The following is a 21,314-nucleotide window of genomic DNA, read 5'->3' as shown; positions in this document are numbered from 1 at the left end:
TTTGATTCTGGACGTTGAATCGACATGTTTCACACACTCTCTTCTGCTGAGATCCCATTCTTCTCTCTACTGGAAGGAGAAAAAACATGGTCTTGGGTAGAAATCGGAATTCGTATCCCTCTTTTCCTCGTGTCCATAATTCAAAAAGAAAGAGATGAAGCTGAAAAGCTTCCAGTTTGCCGAGATTTGTTGATGAGTGATGTGAATCAGGTAGTAGACATCTTTAAGCAGCAGAGCGATTTATTGACGGTTACTGAAGTTCTAATTCTGAGCCCTAACCATATGAACAGAAAAAATAAGGGAGAGAGTTTCCAACTTAATAAGGTCAAGCAAATTTGGAAGCATACTCATAGCCAAGGACACACCTTCGTCCTTTCCAATGGGGAGCGGCTTTCGGATTGTTCCAACAAAGCTAGAAAAATGGAGCTGTTGCTGAATATTGATTAATGTGTCCATCCAGCCTTTCACTAAAATAGGCTACCTAACCAAGGATCACTTAAATTTAAGTGAAACCCAATAGTGCAATCATGAAAAATGTGTAAGAAAATGGCTTCGATCGTATCCCGACTGATTTGTGATCGTTGCTGGCGAAATGCTGAAGTTCGGTGATGTGGAGTCAGAAAAATTCATTCCCATCGAATGCACCGAATAAAAGGCATACATAGAGAATGAGAAAGACAACTAAACGGAAAGGAAAAGTGAAATCTCTTTCCCTTTTAGACTTCGTTAATATCTATAACGCCCCACCACAAACGATCATAGACATCGTCCGTGATGGTGTATCTGCCCGTGAGTTGAAAGATCTCTTTAAGAAGTTAGATGTTCCTCAACACCTCATTCTGGTGTCTCTCAGGCTCACTGCAGCCACTGTAAACAGGAAAGCTCAAAGTGGAGAAAAATTGTCTTCGATGCACAGTGAACTTGTATTGGGTGTTTTGAAAATGGTCGGGCAAGTGCAATCCATGGTTGTAGATTCAGGCAACCCTGAGGGTTTTAATGCTGCGCAATGGCTCGCACACTGGCTGGCCATACCCTTACCTGCCCTCAACGGAGAACATCCCGCAGACTATCTGGATACCATAGAAGGTCAAAGAATGATTTCCAACCTTTTATCAAGGATGCAAAGCGGAGCCTACAGTTAAAATCGCTTCGAGATATTTTTGCAAAATCGAAGAATGCTAAAGCCGCTGCATAATCCTCCTACGTCCTGCTCTTTTATGCTTTGGCGTGAGCTACCACACAGCGCAAAGCAGCAGCGTTTTTTCATTCACTCAGCCATTTGATCAAGGAATCATTAAACGCGATTTTATGCATTCCTCTATTTATTTGTTCCTCCAGGCGATTCAAGAAGAAACTATACAGAGCCGTCACTTCCTGCACATGATCTTGCATATTGCCGAGACAGGTTTTCCATGGGGGTAATTCAATTGGTACAAATGTTCCCTCCTTCATCGCCAGTCCCGAAAAAGCTTTCTGCAGTGAGAATATCGGTTTCAGTTTATTGATTTCGTTCCTCAGAAATTTTTCTGGGGAGCGAGGGGAATTGGTAAGGCAATCGGCATGTCGCTCCAAATTAAACAATGCCCAAGCCCATGATCTAACATTAGCCAAGATCATTTCGTCGATGACATCCGCCAATACACCTAACGGAGCATGAAGTTGGCAGTACCGCTGATCCGCTTCATCTGAATCGACATCTCTGAAATACATATTGTCATCCCGGAAAATCTGATGGCCATTTCTAGGGATAAACCCAGAGATATAGTCAACCAGTCCCAAACGTTTCAGCGATGGCCAACGGTATTTATCCATGGACAACTCCGTCAACGATGTTTGACTAAATGGGTTATATTCTTCTATATCTTGCAAATCTTGGAAGAAGCTCATGGTGACAATGCGATCGCATGGCATCGAATGAAACCTTGCTCGATTGAACGGAGCCTGAACGAATTGACTGGAGTTCCCGAGCCGTATTTTTTCTCCACAGAAAGTACTCTCATGCAGTAGTTTCAGACAATGCTCATGCCCTGACGAAAGTTGTCGCTCCAACCGATCAAGCACAATCCTCCATTGCGGCCGAATCCCAGAAATGGCGCACATAACCTGACGACTATGCATCAGCAACGCCAAGTCATGATCATCAAGATCGAAAATAGCCTTGGCCTTCGCTGCACCACAGCTAAATTGGCGCGCGCGCTTAAGAGTTAGTCTCCTTGGATTCACCAACTCAGAGAGTCGTTGATTGCTTGAGCCCACTATATTCATGACCATCACCAGGCTTGCACTACTTGGCGGATTGCCGATCAGACGCGGGAGATTTTTTTCTAATTTAACCAATCTTCTTTCTGCGGTGTGCAGCATTGAGATGACCTTCATTGCGTCTTCACAGATGAGCTTGTGATCGCCGAAGGACCATGTCGGGCCTGTGCCCCCTGGCCAAGTTTCATCGAGAGCAAGATGGGCCTTTTCCGGCTTGAACCATTGAAAGTACAAAGGTTGGATCAAGCGAAGCATAAGGCGCGAATTCGTCGAGAACAAACTGTGATCTGATTTGAGCGGCACGCCATGAATAAAACATTTATCCATCCATTCCATTTGGTGAAGGTTGGAGTGATAACCATTCGCCAAGCATGCAGGGCAGAAGCTCAATGCTTTGTGATTAAAATCCGAGATGCCCACTCCGGAAACGGTTTGTAGATGAGGCCCTGGAATACTTCTTTCCAAAATCATCGTTTTAGCAACCGACACGGATTCGCCCAAATAATGGGCGAACCTACCTATATTGAACTCAGCAACATCTAAGGCAAAAATGCCGTCAGGCACATTTGCATTTCGAGGAAGAAATTCTGTCAGCATTTTCCATAAATCGATGAACCGTATTTTGTTGAGATAGCAGTACTTGGCGCCAAATGATGCTACAGACTCGAAAGGACGCAAAGTACCGGGACGCCAGCAGCATGAGAGTGGGAGTTGTGCCATGATTGTTACCCGTTTAGTCGTCTTTGTTGGCCCGCCTTGAGAGCCTGCAATGATTCGATGTAGCCAGAAGCGGAGATCGATTTTGCGATCAAGTCATGCGAGACCGTTAGCTCTGATCGATCATGGCTAACCAGCGAATTGAGTAATCCGATCAAGGAGGCATTAATGTAGTGCATGGGAATAGCGGCATCATGGCCTAATCCAGTACTGAGCCATTTTTCCTGGAACACGGACCAGAAGGCCGGTGCCAATTCCTGCAAGCAAAAGCCACTCTGAATGGCCTTTGGTATGAAATTGGCAGCAAAAGAGGTACCGGTCTCCATAGGATAGATGGTGTAGTTGAATTCCTTGAAACAACTAGCAAGTTCTTGCTCTGAACGGATACCTGAAAACTCGAGCTCTCTCACCATAAAGCGGCCGACTATCTGTTCTTTACCACCATCGATGAATTTGGCCTTGGTTTGTGCCAGTTCCGACTGGCCTACGAGCAGACAAAATAGTCGACATCCAGCCTTGTCGAGTTCGTTCCCCATATTCAATAACCAATCGTATTGGCAGTCCTGCAACAGTTGCGCCTCATCAAAAAAAATCACAGCGGTGTTCACAGGCGAGCGAATGGCGCGTGCCATTAACCATTCGGTCAGGCGGTCGCGTTTGTCTCCAGCTGTTCCGGTCATCGCATGGCGATGTCTGGCACAACGCAACAGGTGCTGAAAGAAAGCACGTTCCGATGCGATGTTCTGCCCGCGTACTGGGACTTCAAGATTGGGTACATTACCGACCAATTCGGGCAGCACCCTTAGCACCCAGCGCGTTGCGGATGTCTTGCCGAGGCGGGGCCGGCCATACACCAAGGCTCCATGGGAACCCGTAATCAACCAATTGGTTAGTGCCTTGAGGTAAAAGGAACATGGCGGCGTTTTTACCAGAAAAGCACGACCTGCTAGCAAACGTGTCGAAATTTTGGTACGTTCGGTGTCAAAAGGGCTCTGTAGCATGGCATTCTCCCTATCTGTAAGTAGTACCCAACTTGTCGATTAATGCGTCCAACACATCGGGTTCTGAATGCTTAGAGAAAGAGTGCGAGGTATTATTTTTAGCTAGCTCTCCAGATATGCCAGGAGGGGTGCTAGCATCGGGAGATACCGATTTCATCTCAACTTTAGAATTGCTTTGCTGCTCACGCAGCAATCGAGCCAGCAATCTTTGCTGACGCCCTTTTTCTACAACCTCTTTTTCGATATGAGCTCTCACTGCCAAGGGAATATCAGCTGCATGGCGAACGAAACCATGATTGGTCATCATGCTCCTCAGGGCAGTACGGGTGAATACAGTATGCGGCGTGTCACGCCAACGCTTCTCGACAACCAGCTCTCCTAATGAGCTTCCATCCTTTAACAGAACAACCTCAATCTTGCGTAAGTCTTGGCTCGCCATAACAAGCACCCTTTGGCCGACCAGATTGGAGTGGGAATGTAAGCCAGGGCCGTCATAGCGCGCATTTTTCCAGCGGAGTATGGGGCGCCCGCGGTCCTGACCGATTTGGGATTCCTCGAAAATCGAATATTTGGTGCAGAGCTCTCGCTTGTTCTGAGGCACCCGGCGGAATATATTCGTTTCGCGCATGACCGCACGCTTGAGGACTTCATTACGACTGATGGTCGTGCCAGGAGCTATGCCCGTGTTGTATCGGACAATAAGCAAATCAATCAAATCCAGCAGCACATCCAGCTTGAGAATAAAGCGCTCTTCGTTTTTGCCTGATTTTCTTGGATCCTTGGGATGCGATCCGGTCGTACCTGGGAGGCAATGGATGCCAGCCTCCTCTATAAGATCGAATAGCATTTCAATGTGTGGCCGGACATTGGGGGACGCCTTGGGGCCAAATACAGGCACGGCATTGACCGTCCTCTCCAGCATGGTCAGAAAAAGGTCGCTGAGATGGCTTTTGGCATTATCCAGCCATAACTCGTCATAGCAGACATAACTGAGTTCAGGCATTAAAGCGTTCGGCAGGCATTCGCCTGGCTTGTAGGAAATCGTCGAGAGAGTAAGTTGGCGCGGCTTCCAGGGAACTAGGCTGCTTTGCACAGCGCACGTGACGTCTGAAGCGTTATAGTTTCTGCCAATAGAAAGACTGTATCCGATAGCGGCGCCGCTTCTCACCTCCAGCAAAGCTATCAGCCATAGCCTGGATATTTTGCAATAGATGATGCCATCGCCGTTGAGGCTTGGGACCTCCAGAGTCCAATTGATGTCCAACGCATGCCCATCGACCTCCACACGCTCAAAAACACGCGATGGTGGCCCCCTCCCCACGTACCTATCGTATGCCCTGGCATTTAAGCTGGAGGATTTGCTCACTTGGTGCTCTGAAATCATGCGTCTGCCCCAATTCTCCAAGGCATATCTTCCCTGAGAACCACTGCAAAATGGATAGGACGGTGGCTCAATCCCAAGCAAATTGCACTGTCCCAGAAAAATCTCATGAATATGATGCCAGGACAATCGATAGTCAGCGCGTTTAGACTCAGGAGGAACCTTGTTGACGACCAACTTGTACATGGTTTCCTGCAAGTCCGGATATTTGCTGAATAATGCCTGCAATGCACCGGGTAGCGCGCGACCGGATTCGATCTTATCGAGCGAATTTCTCCTTACAGCTACTGTATGGCGCCCCTTGAGCAAGGCAAAATAACCAACGGGATAGCCGTTACTATGTATCTGGGTGCAGCGCCTAAGCAGGTACCCTACATACTGTCTTGATAAAGTGGTTGCTCTCTCGATGTCGTTAAAGCTACTCCCTTGCGAATACTGGTCAATCGCCGCTTTTTTACGCTCAAAGTCCTGCCGCTCGCTCTCCCCCATCGCCAACACATCCGGGACTGGCCACGTTTCAATATCCTCTAATCCTGGATATCCTCTACGATGAGTTTGGCGGGAACTCATGATAAGCAGATACCTCGGTAACCATGCTAAACGAGGTGAGGTGAATGTCTGAATGAACATCCTGGTTGAGGATCAATCTTGCCAACAATCGCTGCACTTCATCAGGATCAGATTGGGGGAACTGCAGAACCAGATTGGCAAATGTAGTCTTACGCACATTTCTTAACTCACTCATGATGGCTTTCTCGAGCATGACATTCCTGACATATCCAGGCCATGAGGTAAATCTCAGCAGGCGCTTAACATTGGCTAGCCTAATCGGCTCCCCACGCAATCGCTCCTCGCTCCATTCCTGATGCTCAAAGCCATGTAGCTCGCACCATCTTTTCCACGCGATTCCTTTTACATCTTCTGTGTTTTCGGTAAGTGATGAGGAGAATGTATGGATGTTTACTTTCTCATGAAGATTAGCTGACGCTGCGGCAGGCGCTAAAACAATTGCCCGCCCATCGTCAAGAACCAATGGTACGGGCATGACTCTTTCATTGAACTTGGTTACTGCATGCGCACTTTCCAAATGCACCCACAAGTCGTATCCATAGTGGGTATATAGATAAACGCGGCGATTCAGTTTGAGAGAGAACGGGGCATATAGATGGGACGAATAATTCCTGCGCGCAAAGGCTTGCGGCTCGAGTAGGCTTTGCAAGCTAGGGCTCTGCTTACTCATATTGCATTTATGAAAAGATTTTTCATAATGAAGTCAGGACATAAAAAATTCTTTCACAATTTATAGAGTTCTTTTGCTTTCATAAGTTTGGAAAACAACATATGAAAGAACTTTTCTTGCACGCGCGTCGAGCCTCCCCGCCAGCAGCTTTATCGTCGTTCTCAACCTGACCGCTTGAAATCCCAATTCGTTAAGCTTGTACTTCAGAAACAGAATCAACGACAGCCGCATATAAATCACGCGTTGCAGCAAGTGCTGCATCTTGTACTTGTTGCGCCGGGACGATGTTGCCCTTTGCACCTTCCAAGGATCGGGTTGCGGTTGCGCTGGCGACGACAGTTGGTCGGTAGCCGAGGTTGAAACCGCCGTGTGCCGTTGAATTGACGCACATATGGGTCATGAAACCGGCGAGCACAATGTTTTGTGCGCCGTAGGACTTCAGTACCTGATCGAGTTCTGTATTGAAAAAGGAATTGGGATAATGCTTGGTGATGACGACTTCGTCACCCTCAGGTGCGACTTCATCACTAATTGCGCCGATTTCAGCGCTTACGTCGTAAGGTGTTCCGGCGCCGCCATCGTGCCTTATGTGAATAACCGGCCTATTCAGTTGCCTGGCCATTTCCAGCAGTTTTTGCGCTTCAACCAGGGCTTCTTCCACACCCTCCAAGCGCATGATCCCTTGCCTGTAGGTATTCTGGCAATCGATCAGGATCAAGGTCGATTCGCTCAAGCGGGATGGCGTTTGACCAAGCCCGACCAGATCTCGCAAAGTGGTTGTCGTTGTATTCATGACGTTTCCTTTATATTGATCGTAGATGAGGCTTAATCCTCTCGATAATGCACAATAAGTTTAACAATTAAATCATTAAAAGCCGGCGTTTGGCCGGCTTTATTAAAGTTATTTCAAGGTTGATTCTCAGTGATTTTCTTGAGATTATCCAAGCCACCACGATACACCCCGGTGATGGTTTTGACCGCACTATCGTCATCCTGACCCGCTGCAGGAGCAGCGCTTAAATCCTTGCGTTTAAAGCTCCCCTTCCACGTGACCACCGTCTTGGCATCGCCTTCGGATTTGACTATGACGTCTGATACATAATGGCTGACCGGGAGTACGCCTTCCAGGATCGCATATTCGTACATCATTTTCTTGTCATTGTAGCGCCGTAATTTTTCGGTGATCTTGCCGCCATCCTTGAGCGTCAGTTCACGCACGGCGCCTGGTTGGTTATTGGTGCCGCTTTTGATTTCGGTTTTTGCAACAGCGGGATGCCAGGCGCCCAGATCGCCAAAATTATTGACCGCAGCCCAGACCTTTTGCGCAGGCGCATTGATTTCTACTTTTTCTTCGACCTTCAGTAGTTTTGCATCTGCAGCAAACACATTTAATGAGGCCGACAACATTAGTCCAGCCAAGAGTATCGAAATTTTCATCTCTTCATGCTCCTTGTTCGTTTATATGGACGATCTTCGAGTATCGCCTCGAAAAATTGCTCGAGACGGTCACATTATACCGATCTGTATATTTTTATACAGCTCTGTATATTATTTTTTGCAAATTACAGTTAGATGCAGATGATGTTAAAGTCCTCATAACATGCTTTTTAGATACATGATTGACTCATGGAAAACACCGACATCGCCCCTCTGCTTCCCAAATTCAGCTTATTCAGCGAACTGGACCCGCAGCAAATAGCTACGGTTGCCGCCGATACGCAGCGTTTAAGCGTGCATCGGGGCGATATCCTTTTCCATCGCGGCGATCCAACCAGCGGGCTGTATTTGTTGGCAAGCGGGCAAATCAAGCTGGCAGTGACCTCGCCACAAGGGACGGAGAAAATCATCGGCTTAATCGGGCCTGGCGAAAGCTTCGGCGAGGCGATCATTTTCCTCAACCACCCTTTCTATCCTATCTATGCCCAGGCCACTGCGGAATCGAACGTATTACTGGTCTCAAAGCGAGTGATCTTTGATCTGCTTGAGCGCGATGCCTCTGTCGCACGCAAGATGCTGGCTGGATTATCCATGCGTAATCATCAGCTTGTGCAGGATATTGAATCCGTTTCCTTACTTACTAGCACGCAGCGTTTGATCGGTTATCTGCTGCAAACCGGGATCGAAAGCCAGGATGGCAATCGCCTGACGCTCCCTGCCAGCAAGTCCAATATCGCCTCCCTACTCAACCTCACGCCGGAAACCCTCTCCCGCACCATGCTCAAGCTGCAGCAAGCAGGCTTGATCGAGGTACAGGGAAAAGACATCGTCATCTTGAGCGTGGCCGGGCTCAAACGCTTCGGCTTGAATGCAGGGGGATAATTTACAGAGTTGATCTGGGTCAAAGACCCTGAAACGGTCGCGCGGTAAGTTGAGCGTTCATCAACGCACAACGAGTCCGTCATGAATACCCCGCTTATCGCCGATCCACAAACTTCCAAGCTGGGCAATCTTATCGCCAAGATCGAAGCCACCCACCACACCTTCACTCGCGAAGCGCTAGCACGTATAGAAGCGCTGCTTGAGAGCACACCGCTGCCGGATCAATCCAGGCGCACCGCGTTGCTCGAATGCTTCCGCACTTTGCACGCCGACCTGCTGCCCCATTTGCTCAAGGAAGAAAATATCCTCTTCCCGTACATCGTCGCGCTGGAACATAGCCCCTCCAACCCGCCCCGATCCTGCTTCGGCAGCGTGGCCAACCCAATCGCCATGATGCAGATGGAGCACGCCGCCTGTCTGGAACTGCTCGAGCAGCTACGCCGCCTCACGGACCATTACAGCTGTCCTGCTGATGCCATCTCGCAGATCCAGGTGCTGTACGACGCCCTTGCCGAATTGGATGCCGATTTGGTCGAACACATCCATTGGGAAGATCACGTCCTGTTTCCGCGGGCACTGCAATTGGAAGCTGGCGCATAACCCGAGCAGATTATCGAATGATGCACTCTGCCGGTCTCTATCCAAGAACTTCTCGAAAGTTTCATTTCCTTGATGCTGATCAAGGTTTTCATTTCACGGCGGGCTTAAGGTATCCCCATGCGACAAGTTGTCGCACCCCGGCCACCGCCGCTCATTAAGGAGACCATGATGGATCACAAAGAAACCGACATCTCCGGCACGCCTGTCCTGCCGGATCAGGGGAGACGTAATTTTCTGGAAACCACGGCCAAGGCTACCCTTGCCGGTGCAGGGTTGGCCATGGGGTTGGCCGCATGCAAGAGCGACAAGCCTGCTGCCACTGCTCCCGCCAAAGCCGCCGAGGGGGATGGCGCGCGCGCCGTGGCCCCGGGTGAGTTCGATGTTCATCCCGGCAAGCTCGACAGCTATTACATTTTCTCCAGCGCTGGTCATAACGGCGAAGTCCGCATCTACGGCTTGCCTTCCGGCCGCACGCTGAAACGCATCCCGGTATTCAACCTCGATCCCATGGTGGGCTGGGGGATTACCAACGAATCCAAGAAAATCATGGGGACCAAGCCGGACGGCACACTCAAATACACCACGGGCGATACCCACCACGTGCACGGTTCCTACACCGACGGCACCTACGACAGCAAATACCTCTGGACCAACGATAAGCTCAATGGCCGCATCGCCCGTATTCGCATGGATCGAATGGAATGCGACGCCATTACCGAAATCCCCAACGTGCAGGGTTTCCACGGCATTTTTCCTGACAAGCGCGACCCGGTCGATTCCAACATCAACCACACCACGCGCGTGTTCTGCGGTGCCGAATTCCATAGCCCGCAGCCGAACGACGGGCGCGACGTCAACGACCCGACCAAGTGGTTCGCCCTCTTTACCTGCGTAGATGCCGAAAGCATGGACGTACGCTGGCAGGTCAAGGTGGACGGCAACATGGACCTCGTTGCCACTTCTTACGACGGCAAGCTCGCCGCCACCAACCAGTACAATACAGAGAACGGCTATCTGCTCGCAGACATGATGTCGGCCGAGCGCGATGCCTGTGTATTCTTCAACATCGAACGCGTCGAAGCCGCCATCAAGGCAGGCAAGAGCTTCACCATCGGCGACTCCAAGGTTCCCGTCGTGGACGGCACGCACGCCGCCAACCAGGACCCCAAGACCGCCCTCACCTGCTACGTGCCGGTGCCCAAGAACCCGCACGGCGTAAACCTCTCTCCGGACGGCAAGTATTTCGTCTGCTCGGGCAAGCTCTCCCCGACAGCGACGGTCATCGCCACGGAGCTCGTGCACAAGTGGTTCGCGGGCGAACTTAAGGATCCGCGCGATGCTGTCGTCGCCGAGCCGGAAATCGGCCTGGGCCCGCTCCATACCGCTTTCGACGGACGTGGCAACGCCTACACCTCGCTGTTCCTGGACAGCCAGATCGTCAAATGGAACGTCGAAAAGGCCATCGCGCAGTACAAGGGCGACAAGAGCGTGCAGCCCGTGGTGGACCGCATCGATGTGCACTACCAGCCCGGCCACACCTATGCCTCCATGGGCGAAACCAAGGAAGCCGACGGCAAGTTCCTCAACGCCGGCAACAAGTTCTCCAAGGATCGCTTCCTCCCCGTCGGCCCGCTGCATGTGGAAACCGAGCAATTGATCGACATCACCGGCGACAAGATGCGCTTGATCCACGACCATACGGCCTATCCAGAGCCGCACGATGCCATCATCGTCCGCGCAGATGTCGTCAAGACCAAGCAGGTCTCGGACATGAACGACTTCCCCAATGCGGTGAAGAGCATGGATGACAACCGCGTCGAACGTCACGGCAATAAGGTGTTCGTCTACATGACCTCGCAAGCGCCGAACTACGGTCTGGCGGAGATCAAGGTCAAGCACGGCGACGAAGTCACCATCACGGTCACCAACCACGACAAGGTGGAAGACCTCACGCACGGCTTCGGCATCGAGAAGTACAACGTTAACTTCATCATCAATCCGCAGGAAACGCATTCGGTCACGTTCAAGGCCGATAAACCCGGCGCGTTCTGGATCTACTGCACGCATTTCTGTCATGCCTTGCACCTGGAAATGCGCAGCCGGTTCATCGTCGAGAAGTAGAAAGGAATCGTTGCAGGGAATTAGGGTGGGCCTTCCCCCTTGGCCCGCCCGCTTTTTCGGGCAATCCGCGCTATGAAAACCTGGTTTAGGTCGTTGTTTGGATCAATACTGCTGGCTGTGGCACTGTCCGGCTTTGTCGGAAATGCAACCGCCGACGAGGATGAGCATCATCCTGCCGGGCATATCGCTTCTGCGGCCTCGTACGAAGCCCCCCTTCCGCCGCAGCTTTCCAACGATTCGGACCTATGTGCCTACGCCCCCTGCAAGGAGGCGTTTCCGGGTGCAGACAGTTTTTCGGTTCGCAAGGGCCGCCCTTCTTATGTCGAGGCTTATCATGAAGACGACAACAAGAAGAAACTGCTGGGCTACGTGTTTCTCTCCACCGATATTGTCGATATCCCCGCCTATTCCGGCAAACCCGTCGTCACGCTGATCGGCATGGATACCGCCGGCAAGATCGTCGGCGTGCGCATTCTCAAGCACAGCGAGCCGATTCTCTTGGTCGGCATCCCCGAATCCGAGCTCATGAAGTTCATCCGTCAGTACGTCGGCAAGTTCGCCTGGAACAAGGTGGAGATCGGCAAGGCGCGGGCGGAAGACGGCTACATCGGCATCGACGCCATCAGCGGTGCCACCGTCACGGTGATCTCCGAAAACCAGGTGGTGATGCGCTCTGCCTTTGAGATCGCCAAGCAGGTCGGCATCATCAAGTCGCAGCCGCGTCCTCAAGCCACTTTCACACCAATAAAAAATACCCTGTCATGGGACAAACTCGTCGACGAAGGCAGCATCCAGCACCTCCTTGTAACCCCGCAGGATGTGGGCCTGGACGGCAACGGCCAGCCCTATATCGACCTTTATTTCGGCTACCTCAACGCGCCCGTCATCGGTCGCAGTATCCTTGGCGAGCGCAATTACCAACGCCTTATGGCCGACCTCAAGCCCAATGAGCATGCGATTTTCATCGTCGCCAACGGCAGCGCCTCGTTCAAGGGCTCCGGCTTTGTGCGGGGCGGTATTTACGACCGCATCCAGGTCGCGCAGGACATGGATAGCTTCACCTTCCGCGACACCGATTACCGCAATCTGTACGAGATCGCCGCGCAAGGTGCGCCGGAATTCAAGGAAAGCGGCATTTTCATCATCCGCAGCGCCAGTTTCAGCGCGGCCTATCCTTGGAATCTGGTGTTCCTCGGCAACAAGATGGACAAGCAGACCGGCGCCAAGTCCTTCGCCAACTTCGATCGCGAATACTGGCTGGATGCCAGGTATTTGCAAGGCGGACGCCCGCACGTGGTCAAGCCCGACCCAACTTGGCTCAAGCTATGGAAAGACAAGAAGGTTTCCATCGCCCTGTTCGCTTTCGTCCTGCTGGCCACCGCTTTTGTTCATGCCATCCGCGACAAACTGGTGCGCCGTGCCAACCACAAGGACAAACGCTGGGTCTCCATTCCCAAGTATGCCATCTGGATTTTCAGCATCGTGGCCTCCGGCTTCACTTTCATGGCGCAGCCCAGCATCACCCACGTGCTCACCTGGATTCATTCCCTGCTGTTCCACTGGAAGTGGGAACTGTTCCTCTCCGACCCGTTCATCTTCGTGTTCTGGTGGTTCATCATCGTCACGGTGTTCATCTGGGGCCGGGGGCTCTTCTGCGGCTGGCTGTGCCCGTTCGGATCGCTCACCGAACTCGCCTACAAGCTCGTCCACGCCACGCCGCTGCGCCGCTTCCAGTTCATGCTGCCCAAGACACTGCACGACAAGCTCAAGTGGCTGAAATACCTCATCTTCTTCACCCTGTTGGGCGCATCGTTCTACTCCATGGGCCTCGCCGAAAAACTGGCTGAAGTGGAGCCGTTCAAGACCACCTTCCTCGTCGGCGTGTGGAATCGCTCCTGGCCGTTCGTGACGTTCTGGCTGGTGCTGTTCGGGTTGTCGCTGCTCTCCGAGCGTCCGTTCTGCAAATACCTGTGTCCGTTGGGCGCCGCACTCGCGCTGCCCAGCCAGTTCCGCGGCATTGCCTTGAAGCGCAAGCAGGAATGCACGAGCTGCCATGCCTGCGCCGCCGGATGCGGTTCTCAGGCCATTGATGAGAAAGGAAAAATAGACCAGCGCGAATGCCTGCTCTGCCTCGATTGCATGGTGATGTACTACGACGACCACGCCTGCCCGCCGCTTTCCAAGGAGCGCAAGCACCGCCAGAAGGCTGGCTTGCCGCTGACGCCGATTTCATCCGAGGGTTATTTCATTCCGGTGGAAAGCATCGGCCGCATGCCGAAACTGGAGAAAACCGCGTGAAACTGCGGGCGCTCCTACTCTGCTGCCTGCTGTCTAGCGGATTGGCCGAGGCCCGGGAATGGGTCGTACATCCGGGGGATGGGCTGGAAAAAGCCGTGGCAGCGGCAAAGAACGGCGATACGGTCAAGGTGGAGCGCGGGCATTTCATCACCCATCTCGTTATCGACAAGCCGCTTACGCTCAAGGGCATTGATCGCCCCACACTGGACGGCGAACTCCGCGGCGACGTCATTCGCATCAAATCGCCCAATGTGACTGTCGAAGGCTTCATCGTCCGCAACAGCGGCGCAAACCTCACCGCGCAAAACGCGGGCATCTACATCGAGCCCGGCAGTCACGGCGCCGTCATCCGCGGCAACGTCATTAACTACACGCTGTTCGGCCTATGGATCGAGAAAGCCGACAACGTGGAAATCTCCGGCAACAACATTACCGGCATGCGCGACCTCGCCTCGCCTCAGCGCGGCAACGGCATACAGCTCTACAACTGCCGGGGCGCGAAGATCCTCGACAACCAGATCAGCTTCACGCGCGACGGCATCTACGTCGATGTCTCCGACCATGCCCTCTTCCGCGGCAACCGGCTGCACCACCTGCGCTACGGCACGCACTACATGAACTCCAACAACAACGTGTGGGAAAACAACGAGACCTATCTCAACCGCGGCGGCCTGGCGCTCATGGAAGTACGCAACCAGATCGTGCGCAACAACCGCGCCTGGGGCAATTCAGACCACGGCATCATGCTGCGCACCATCCAGGACTCCATTATCGAAAACAACGTCGTCGCCCGCAACGGCCGCGGCTTTTTCATCTACGATGCCGAATACAACACGCTGCGCGGCAACCAGGTGGTGGCCAACCGCGTCGGCGTGCATCTGTGGGCGGGTTCGATCCATAACCAGGTCGAAGGCAACGACCTCATCGACAACCACGAGCAGATCAAATACGTCTCGACCCGGGACGATACCTGGGGCGAGAAGCAAGGCAATTACTGGAGCAACTACGTGGGCTGGGATCGCGACGGCGATGGCATTGGCGACGTGCCCTACGAAGCCAACGACGTCGTGGACCAGTTAACCTGGAAATACCCTGCCGCCAAGCTGCTGCTCAACAGCCCTGCAGTGCAGACGCTACGCCTTGTCGCGCGCCAGTTTCCGCTGCTGCGGGCGACCAGCGTGGTCGACCCCCATCCGCACATGCGGCCTTTCAACTCACATTGGAGCGATTGGCTTGAAACACCCCGTCATTGAAGTCTCCGACGTTTACCGCTACTACGGCGAAGTGCTGGCCGTGGATGGAGTGAGCTTCAGCGTGCGGCGCGGCGAAACGCTGGGGCTCATCGGCCATAATGGCGCAGGCAAGAGCACCTTGTTCAAGATGATGCTGGGGCTGATCCCGGTCTCGGCGGGTGAAATACGCATCAACGGCGAGCCGGTGCGCGGCAGCGGCTTTCGCGAGTTGCGCCGCACCATCGGCTACCTGCCGGAAAACGTGGTGTTCTACGACAACCTCACCGGGCTGGAAACCTTGCAATTCTTTGCCGCGCTTAAAAACTGCGACAAGCGTGACTGTCTCGCCGTGCTGGAAAAAGTGGGCTTAAGCCATGCCGCTACCCGGCGCGTGGACGGCTATTCCAAGGGCATGCGCCAACGGCTGGGTTTCGCCCAGGCCTTGCTGGGCAAGCCGCGCCTGCTGTTCCTGGACGAACCGACCAGCGGCCTCGACCCGGAAGGCATCCGCGAGTTTTATCGGATTTTGCACGAACTCAACGCGGACGGCGTAACGGTAGTCATCACCTCGCACATCCTGTCCGAGATTCAGGAACGCGTGGAGCGGCTGGCGGTGATTAAGTCCGGCAAGCTGCAAGCCCTGGGCACCGTGCAGGAACTGCGCGAGGCAGTCGATCTGCCGCTTGCCATTCACCTGATCCTGCGCGAGACGGCAGAAGCCGTGCGCACGGCATTGCAGGGCGTCGCATTGGTCAAGCTGGAAATCGCAGGCCAGAACGTCGTCATCGAATGCCATCGTACCGACAAGATGGACGTGCTGCGTCGACTCGGCATGCTGGCGGAGGTCGACGACATCGTCGTACGCGAACCGACGCTCGAGGACGTGTTCCTCGGATACGCGAGGGAATCATGATCGAATTCGGCCAAATCCGCGTCATCGCCCGCAAGGAATTCCGCGACCGTATCCGCAACCGCTGGGTCATTGCAGTCTCCGTCATCTTCACCCTGTTCGCCCTCGCCATCGCCTACCTGGGCGCAGCCCAGCAAGGCGAAGTCGGTCTGCGCAGCGTGGAATTCACCATTGCAAGCCTGGTAAGCCTCGTGATCTACCTGCTGCCGCTGATCGCGCTCATCCTGGGCTACGACGCCATCGTCGGCGAGCGCGAACGCGGCTCGCTCGACCTGCTGCTCTCGATGCCGATCACCCGGCTGGAGCTGCTCCTCGGCAAGTTCTGCGGGCTATCCGCCGCGCTGTCGGTGTCGACGCTGCTGGGCTTCGGGCTGGTCGGTGCTTTGCTGGTTTCCCACGGCGGCGTTGCCGCGCTCTTTCATTACGCGGGGTTCATGCTGAGCGCGATCTTGCTCGGCATGGTGTTCCTGAGCCTTGCGGTCATGGTTTCGGTATTCGCCAAGGACCGGGCGCGGGCCAGCGGCGGCGCGATTGCCGTGTGGTTTTTGTTCGTGCTGGTGTTCGACCTCGCGCTGCTGGGCGCGCTGGTGTTTTCCGGCGGCGCATTCGGCGAGCAGTTATTCCCCTTTTTGCTGCTGCTCAACCCCACGGACGTATTCCGCATCCTCAATATTTTCAGCGCCGACGACATCCGCGCCTTCTACGGCCTGGCGACGGTGTTTCCCGCCAGCCTGTCCAATCCATGGCTGCTCGGCGGCGTCATGCTGGCCTGGATGATCGCGCCGCTGTCCCTCGCTTATTGGAGATTCAAATGAGACTACCCAATGTATTGGGCCCTGCCCTGCCGCTCGTCTTCGCCGCGCTGATCGCCTGCACCCAGCAAACCGCCTCCGTCGGCCCCAAGGAAATCGCCGCCGACACCTCCTGTGCCCTCGACGGCATGGTGCTGGCCGACTTTCCCGGCCCCAAGGGTCAGATTCATTACGCCACCGGCGAGACCGATTTTTTCTGCGACACGCTGGAAATGTTCGCGATGTTTTTGCAGCCTGAGCAAAAGCGCCGCATCACCGCGATCTACACGCAGAACATGGGCCAAACCGATTGGGACAAGCCTCAAGGCCATTGGATCGACGCCAAACAGGCGTTCTACGTGACCGGCAGCAAGAAAACCGGCTCCATGGGGCCGACCATTGCCGCCTTTGCGCAACAGGCCGATGCGGAAAAATTTGCGCAGGCCAACGGCGGGCGTGTCCTGAAATTCGAGCAAGTCACGCCAGATATGGTCAACCTCACCGGCGGCGTAGTGCACGACGCCATGTAATTCAGCCAGCTAACGATCAGCATGGCTAAACGCTTCCCGCTCAACCCCAAATACCCGGAGCGCATTTGCTGGGGCTGCGACCGTTATTGCGCGGTTGGCGCGATGCAATGCGGCAACGGGACGGAACGTACCCAGCATCCGGTAGAGTTGTTCGGGGAAGATTGGGTTGCATTCAACGGCTGGATGAATCAGGAAGAATCGCCGACGCAACCCAAGTGAATCTCGCTTGAACTGTCTATTAATTAACCCTGGTATGACTTGCTGAAACCCCAGTGGAATTGAACAGTTGGGGACTACGCGCCAGCAAGACTGGGGCTGGGCTATGGCGCACCACGAACTCGGCGTCGCTGCCCATCACAAAATGATCGAAGCCACGATAACCGTGCGTCCCCATTACAACCAGGTCGGCTCGCCATTCGTGAGCCTCGGCAACGATCGCCTCCCCCGCACGCCCCTCGAAAGAATCCCTTAGCGCATGCTCCGCCGTGACCCCTTCCGCCTCGGCGGTTGCCACGGCACGCTTCAGCACTTGTTCGCCGCTTTTACGCAGCATGTCGGTCAATCGATCGACGTTGAACTCGCCTGCCATATCGATGAGTGGAACGTAGATACAGGCCACGAATACAAACCGCAGGCTAGCCTGCTGGTCGTGAGCCAGGCGGATGGCTTCGAACATGCCGCGGTTAGAGGGTTGGCTACCATCCACGGGACACAAGATACGTTGGTACATGCGGTATTCCCTTCAACTTTATCGACGTAGTTGATTCCATAGCCAGGCGAAACATACGCCCAAGACATAGCCTATCAAGCAGGTCAACGCCACCAGCATCAAGGCCGTAGCAAGCTGGAACGGCAATATCTCGAATACCGGTTTGATGAAATGCAGGCGAAAGATGAAATCCATCACCAACTGTGCCCAACCAAAAGCAACCAGCAAGGTCCATAGCGCATGCATCCCCCCCAGCAATGCCGCTAGCACCAACCCAGCTTTATGGTGACGGATCATCGGAACTCCCTTGCAAGGTCGAGATACTGACTCATCCAATTTTCCTCAACATATCAGGACGCCCCGTCTTCGGTATATCCGCGCAAACACTTACAAGGAAGAAGAGCCAGAATCCTGGCCAAATTAATCATATAAGTAATTTCTTACATAAGACCAAGCTCAATCCCTACAATATATCTTGACAACCTTATACATCTTTAAGGACATTACACATCGTCCTATTTCTGTAAGCGGCTCAATGTCATCGACCAAGCGCCCTCTAGTGCCGGGAGATATCGTTTTAGGCGAAGCTTTGCTCTGCGATGTGTATGGCGAACACGATGTACTCTTGCTTCGGCGAGGACATGTCATTTCGAATGAACGCCTGCTGGACAAGATGATGGAACGAGGCGTCTTCGTCGATGATGCCGACTACGCTCTATTCCCCAGTGCCCAGAAAAAAGAAGAGTCTCCCCAGGAACCGAACGACACCCGCTCATCCCTGAGGCTCATCCAGCAAGCCAATCTTCAACTCGATCAGCTTTTGGTTAAGCTGACAGAAGGGGATCGCGACATCAAGCTATTGAGCGATTTGAAAGAAATCGCCACCCAGATCAGGGAGGCGGTGGAGATCAATCCGGATGTGGCGCTGGCGTCGATTTTGTTCAATCAGAAAGCCGACGGTTATTCGGCACGCCATAGTGTAGCCACGGCGATCATCGTGTTGCTCATGGCGCAATCCATGCAGAAGCCGGAGGCCGAGATCGACGCAATCGTCGGCGCTGCCTTGACCATGAACGTCAGCCTCTATGCGCTTCAGGAAGTCCTGCAATCCCGCGAATCCGGCCCCACCCCGCAAGAAGCGGAAACCATTCGCCGGCATCCGCAGGCGTCGGTCGAGATACTCAAGCAACTAGGGTTGACCGACGAAGCCTGGCTAGCCTGCGTGGCCCATCATCATGAAAATATCGATGGCACGGGCTACCCCATGGGGAGGTCGGGTGCGGATATCCCAGAAAACGCTAAATTGATCGCCACGGCGGATCGGTACACGGCGCTCATCGCCCCGCGTAGTTACCGGCCCTCCATCCTGTCCGGAGAAGCCCTGCGCAACATGCTCATGGATCGCGGAAAAGGGACTGACGAGGCGATGGCGGCCAATTTTGTTCGCGTTCTGGGCATTTATCCGCCCGGCAGCTTCGTCAAGCTCGCCAGCGGCGAAATTGCGATTGTCACCAAGCGCACCAAGAACAGCCGCGCTCCCATTGTCCACGCGTTACTGGCGCCGCGGGGCTCTCCGCTGCCTTTTCCGCACAAGCGGGAGACCGAGCACGAACGCTATGCCATTCGTGAAGCGGTACGCCCGGACTGGTCGATCATCCCGTTCACCATGCAGCATATCTGGGGGAAAGAAGCGTCCGATTAGTACTGGATGGAAAGCGCAAGATCACTGGTTGGCCGTATGCACCTGCTGATCTGCCACCTTGGGGTAAACCCGCAACAGCACGATGCGCGGCCCGATCATTTTCTTGATGACGACATCGAACTGCTCGAATTCGATACGGTCGCCCTCTTGCGGCAATGCACCGAGCTTTTCCATCACGAGGCCGCCCACTGAATCCGCCTCGTCGCTCTCAAGCTCGATGCCCAATGCACGCTCCAGGGTGAAGATGGGCAGGCTGCCCTTACCCATCAACGAGCCGTCGTCCAGCATGGCCCAGTCGTTGTAGCTCTGACGGAATTCATCGCGAATTTCGCCCACCAATGCCCCCAGGAGATTGTCGAGCGTGATGAAGCCCATGGGCGGTTCGCCCTTGAGGCCGATGACGGCGAAATGCGGCGCTCCCTTGCGGAAACGGCGGAACAATTCCATCGCGGGCATTTCCGGCTGGATATGCTGCACCGGACGCACCAGTTCGGCCAGGTCGCCCAATCGCCCGTCGCGGTGCAGGGTGAGAAACAGGTCCTTGAGATGGATGATCCCCATCACCTCGCCGGATTCGTCCAGGTATGGGTAACGACTGTAGCGATGCTGTCCGATGAGGTCGAGGTTTTGCTCGATCGTATTGGCCGCGCTCAAGGCGATGACTTCGTTGAAGGGGCGCATGAGATCGGTCACTTCCAGTTCGCCGAAATCGAGCGTATGGGCGAGGATATTCCATTCACCGCGCGTGAATTTTCCGGCAGTCACGTTGCCCTTCAGGATGAGCTTCAGCTCCTCTGTCGAATAGCGCGTTTCGTGGTTGTGTTCCGGGCTCAGCCCGACCAGCTTGAGCACCGCATTGGCGCTGACGTTCAGCGTCCAGATGGCGGGATACATCAACCAGTAAAAACCGTAGAGCGGAACTGAAGTCCACAAGGCGATACGCTCGGTCTTGCGGATCGCCATGGATTTGGGCGCAAGCTCGCCCACCACGATGTGCAGGAAGGAAATGGTAAAGAACGCTGCCGAGAACGCGATGCCTTCCACCAACCTGGGTGAATCGATCCCACCCCAGGTGAGCAGCGGTTCCAGCAGTTTGGCGAAGGCCGGTTCGCCGATCCAGCCCAGGCCTAGCGAGGCCAGCGTAATGCCCAACTGGCAGGCGGAGAGATAAGCGTCCATCTGGCCGTGGACTTTTTCCAGGATGCGGCCGCGCAAGCCGTACAGTCGGGCAATCGCCCTCACCCGCGTTTGCCGGAGCTTGACTAGGCCAAACTCCGCTGCGACGAAAAATCCGTTGAGCACAACCAGTAGGAAGGCAACAACGATCAACAACAATTGATGACCCATAACAAAGGCCGGATGGCCTTGATTTCTCCTGAAATGGCAAAAACACTGCGAATGGTACAGCATTGGCAGATACTGTCGGTACGGCTTGCCTCGGGGATGTGCTGCATTTCGACCCGAGGTTTCTGTACCATACCGAACAGCGCAGTATGAGTGCTTT

At 54.0% G+C, this 21,314-nt stretch carries 21 protein-coding genes; 12 read left to right on the top strand and 9 right to left on the bottom strand.

Annotated elements, in window-relative coordinates; genetic code table 11:
- Positions 1-24: 24 nt before the first annotated feature.
- Together NMK_RS11715 and NMK_RS11710 are read left to right on the top strand one after the other, a co-directional pair.
- Positions 25-447, top strand: coding sequence for a hypothetical protein (locus tag NMK_RS11715; protein ID WP_109015936.1), 423 nt, complete (start codon positions 25-27; stop codon positions 445-447).
- Between the two features lie 221 nt (positions 448-668).
- The gene (locus NMK_RS11710) at positions 669-1,142 is read left to right on the top strand and encodes an antitoxin Xre/MbcA/ParS toxin-binding domain-containing protein (RefSeq protein WP_109015935.1); all 474 of its coding nucleotides are present in this window, start codon (positions 669-671) and stop codon (positions 1,140-1,142) included.
- A 121-nt stretch (positions 1,143-1,263) separates the two neighbouring features.
- Here NMK_RS11710 and NMK_RS11705 read toward each other — a convergent pair whose 3' ends face one another.
- The 6 genes from NMK_RS11705 to NMK_RS11680 all read right to left on the bottom strand — a co-directional run bounded on the left by NMK_RS11705 (position 1,264) and on the right by NMK_RS11680 (position 8,035).
- Positions 1,264-2,979 (bottom strand): TniQ family protein, encoded by a 1,716-nt coding sequence (locus tag NMK_RS11705; protein WP_146187188.1) that lies wholly within the window; start codon positions 2,977-2,979, stop codon positions 1,264-1,266.
- 5 nt (positions 2,980-2,984) lie between these two features.
- Positions 2,985-3,977 carry an ATP-binding protein gene (locus NMK_RS11700; protein WP_109015933.1) on the bottom strand — a complete coding sequence of 331 codons (993 nt, stop codon included), beginning with the start codon at positions 3,975-3,977 and terminating at the stop codon, positions 2,985-2,987.
- 10 nt (positions 3,978-3,987) lie between these two features.
- Entirely contained in the window at positions 3,988-5,928 is a 1,941-nt protein-coding gene (locus tag NMK_RS11695) for a hypothetical protein (RefSeq protein WP_146187187.1), read from the bottom strand.
- Positions 5,903-6,403 (bottom strand): hypothetical protein, encoded by a 501-nt coding sequence (locus NMK_RS11690; protein ID WP_146187186.1) that lies wholly within the window; start codon positions 6,401-6,403, stop codon positions 5,903-5,905. The genes NMK_RS11695 and NMK_RS11690 overlap by 26 nt, the downstream gene beginning before the upstream one ends.
- A gap of 385 nt (positions 6,404-6,788) precedes the next feature.
- Positions 6,789-7,391: a cysteine hydrolase family protein gene (locus NMK_RS11685; RefSeq protein WP_109015930.1), complete on the bottom strand. Its 603-nt coding sequence runs from the start codon at positions 7,389-7,391 to the stop codon at positions 6,789-6,791.
- 113 nt (positions 7,392-7,504) lie between these two features.
- A complete protein-coding gene (locus NMK_RS11680) occupies positions 7,505-8,035 on the bottom strand; it encodes an SRPBCC family protein (RefSeq protein WP_109015929.1) in 531 nt (176 codons plus the stop codon).
- A gap of 189 nt (positions 8,036-8,224) precedes the next feature.
- On the opposite strand from NMK_RS11680, the gene NMK_RS11675 reads away from it, so the two are divergent.
- The 9 genes from NMK_RS11675 to NMK_RS11635 all read left to right on the top strand — a co-directional run bounded on the left by NMK_RS11675 (position 8,225) and on the right by NMK_RS11635 (position 17,618).
- Entirely contained in the window at positions 8,225-8,917 is a 693-nt protein-coding gene (locus NMK_RS11675; RefSeq protein ID WP_109015928.1) for a Crp/Fnr family transcriptional regulator, read from the top strand.
- An 81-nt stretch (positions 8,918-8,998) separates the two neighbouring features.
- Positions 8,999-9,517 (top strand): hemerythrin domain-containing protein, encoded by a 519-nt coding sequence (locus NMK_RS11670; RefSeq protein ID WP_109015927.1) that lies wholly within the window; start codon positions 8,999-9,001, stop codon positions 9,515-9,517.
- Positions 9,518-9,682: 165 nt separating this feature from the next.
- Entirely contained in the window at positions 9,683-11,638 is a 1,956-nt protein-coding gene (gene nosZ, locus NMK_RS11665) for a TAT-dependent nitrous-oxide reductase (protein WP_109015926.1), read from the top strand.
- A gap of 72 nt (positions 11,639-11,710) precedes the next feature.
- Positions 11,711-13,936, top strand: coding sequence for a 4Fe-4S binding protein (locus NMK_RS18775; protein ID WP_109015925.1), 2,226 nt, complete (start codon positions 11,711-11,713; stop codon positions 13,934-13,936).
- Positions 13,933-15,189: a nitrous oxide reductase family maturation protein NosD gene (locus NMK_RS11655; protein ID WP_227871462.1), complete on the top strand. Its 1,257-nt coding sequence runs from the start codon at positions 13,933-13,935 to the stop codon at positions 15,187-15,189. Before NMK_RS18775 ends, NMK_RS11655 begins: the two co-directional genes overlap by 4 nt.
- Positions 15,170-16,081: an ABC transporter ATP-binding protein gene (locus tag NMK_RS11650; RefSeq protein WP_109015923.1), complete on the top strand. Its 912-nt coding sequence runs from the start codon at positions 15,170-15,172 to the stop codon at positions 16,079-16,081. Before NMK_RS11655 ends, NMK_RS11650 begins: the two co-directional genes overlap by 20 nt.
- On the top strand, positions 16,078-16,893 hold the full coding sequence (locus NMK_RS11645; protein WP_227871461.1) for an ABC transporter permease: 816 nt from the start codon (positions 16,078-16,080) through the stop codon (positions 16,891-16,893). Before NMK_RS11650 ends, NMK_RS11645 begins: the two co-directional genes overlap by 4 nt.
- Positions 16,890-17,399, top strand: a complete 510-nt coding sequence (locus NMK_RS11640; RefSeq protein ID WP_109015922.1) for a nitrous oxide reductase accessory protein NosL — start codon at positions 16,890-16,892, stop codon at positions 17,397-17,399. Before NMK_RS11645 ends, NMK_RS11640 begins: the two co-directional genes overlap by 4 nt.
- A gap of 21 nt (positions 17,400-17,420) precedes the next feature.
- Entirely contained in the window at positions 17,421-17,618 is a 198-nt protein-coding gene (locus NMK_RS11635) for a DUF3079 domain-containing protein (RefSeq protein WP_109015921.1), read from the top strand.
- 19 nt (positions 17,619-17,637) lie between these two features.
- On the opposite strand, the gene NMK_RS11630 is transcribed toward NMK_RS11635, so the two are convergent.
- A complete protein-coding gene (locus NMK_RS11630) occupies positions 17,638-18,129 on the bottom strand; it encodes a universal stress protein (RefSeq protein WP_109015920.1) in 492 nt (163 codons plus the stop codon).
- Positions 18,130-18,147: 18 nt separating this feature from the next.
- Positions 18,148-18,405: a hypothetical protein gene (locus NMK_RS11625; RefSeq protein WP_109015919.1), complete on the bottom strand. Its 258-nt coding sequence runs from the start codon at positions 18,403-18,405 to the stop codon at positions 18,148-18,150.
- Positions 18,406-18,643: 238 nt separating this feature from the next.
- Here NMK_RS11625 and NMK_RS11620 point away from each other — a divergent pair, with 238 nt between their 5' ends.
- Entirely contained in the window at positions 18,644-19,810 is a 1,167-nt protein-coding gene (locus NMK_RS11620) for an HD-GYP domain-containing protein (RefSeq protein ID WP_109015918.1), read from the top strand.
- A gap of 21 nt (positions 19,811-19,831) precedes the next feature.
- On the opposite strand, the gene NMK_RS11615 is transcribed toward NMK_RS11620, so the two are convergent.
- Entirely contained in the window at positions 19,832-21,157 is a 1,326-nt protein-coding gene (locus NMK_RS11615; protein ID WP_109015917.1) for a hemolysin family protein, read from the bottom strand.
- Between the last annotated feature and the right edge of the window lie 157 nt (positions 21,158-21,314).

The sequence above is a fragment of the Novimethylophilus kurashikiensis genome (genome assembly GCF_003112435.1).
Classification (GTDB): Bacteria; Pseudomonadota; Gammaproteobacteria; order Burkholderiales; family Methylophilaceae; genus Novimethylophilus; species Novimethylophilus kurashikiensis.
Note: the sequence above shows the minus strand (reverse complement) of the source record. Positions and strands in the feature narration are given on the sequence as shown.

What these genes read in the sequence shown, in the direction of transcription:
- NMK_RS11620 (WP_109015918.1), top strand. Translation starts at nt 18,644, where the DNA reads ATGTCATCGACCAAGCGCCCTCTAGTGCCGGGAGATATCGTTTTAGGC.
- NMK_RS11645 (WP_227871461.1), top strand. Translation starts at nt 16,078, where the DNA reads ATGATCGAATTCGGCCAAATCCGCGTCATCGCCCGCAAGGAATTCCGC.
- NMK_RS11615 (WP_109015917.1), bottom strand. Translation starts at nt 21,157, where the DNA reads ATGGGTCATCAATTGTTGTTGATCGTTGTTGCCTTCCTACTGGTTGTG.
- NMK_RS11705 (WP_146187188.1), bottom strand. Translation starts at nt 2,979, where the DNA reads ATGGCACAACTCCCACTCTCATGCTGCTGGCGTCCCGGTACTTTGCGT.
- NMK_RS11695 (WP_146187187.1), bottom strand. Translation starts at nt 5,928, where the DNA reads ATGAGTTCCCGCCAAACTCATCGTAGAGGATATCCAGGATTAGAGGAT.
- NMK_RS11635 (WP_109015921.1), top strand. Translation starts at nt 17,421, where the DNA reads ATGGCTAAACGCTTCCCGCTCAACCCCAAATACCCGGAGCGCATTTGC.
- NMK_RS11625 (WP_109015919.1), bottom strand. Translation starts at nt 18,405, where the DNA reads ATGATCCGTCACCATAAAGCTGGGTTGGTGCTAGCGGCATTGCTGGGG.
- NMK_RS11690 (WP_146187186.1), bottom strand. Translation starts at nt 6,403, where the DNA reads ATGCCCGTACCATTGGTTCTTGACGATGGGCGGGCAATTGTTTTAGCG.
- NMK_RS11630 (WP_109015920.1), bottom strand. Translation starts at nt 18,129, where the DNA reads ATGTACCAACGTATCTTGTGTCCCGTGGATGGTAGCCAACCCTCTAAC.
- NMK_RS11710 (WP_109015935.1), top strand. Translation starts at nt 669, where the DNA reads ATGAGAAAGACAACTAAACGGAAAGGAAAAGTGAAATCTCTTTCCCTT.
- NMK_RS11700 (WP_109015933.1), bottom strand. Translation starts at nt 3,977, where the DNA reads ATGCTACAGAGCCCTTTTGACACCGAACGTACCAAAATTTCGACACGT.
- NMK_RS18775 (WP_109015925.1), top strand. Translation starts at nt 11,711, where the DNA reads ATGAAAACCTGGTTTAGGTCGTTGTTTGGATCAATACTGCTGGCTGTG.
- NMK_RS11680 (WP_109015929.1), bottom strand. Translation starts at nt 8,035, where the DNA reads ATGAAAATTTCGATACTCTTGGCTGGACTAATGTTGTCGGCCTCATTA.
- NMK_RS11675 (WP_109015928.1), top strand. Translation starts at nt 8,225, where the DNA reads ATGGAAAACACCGACATCGCCCCTCTGCTTCCCAAATTCAGCTTATTC.
- NMK_RS11640 (WP_109015922.1), top strand. Translation starts at nt 16,890, where the DNA reads ATGAGACTACCCAATGTATTGGGCCCTGCCCTGCCGCTCGTCTTCGCC.
- NMK_RS11685 (WP_109015930.1), bottom strand. Translation starts at nt 7,391, where the DNA reads ATGAATACAACGACAACCACTTTGCGAGATCTGGTCGGGCTTGGTCAA.
- NMK_RS11715 (WP_109015936.1), top strand. Translation starts at nt 25, where the DNA reads ATGTTTCACACACTCTCTTCTGCTGAGATCCCATTCTTCTCTCTACTG.
- nosZ (WP_109015926.1), top strand. Translation starts at nt 9,683, where the DNA reads ATGATGGATCACAAAGAAACCGACATCTCCGGCACGCCTGTCCTGCCG.
- NMK_RS11670 (WP_109015927.1), top strand. Translation starts at nt 8,999, where the DNA reads ATGAATACCCCGCTTATCGCCGATCCACAAACTTCCAAGCTGGGCAAT.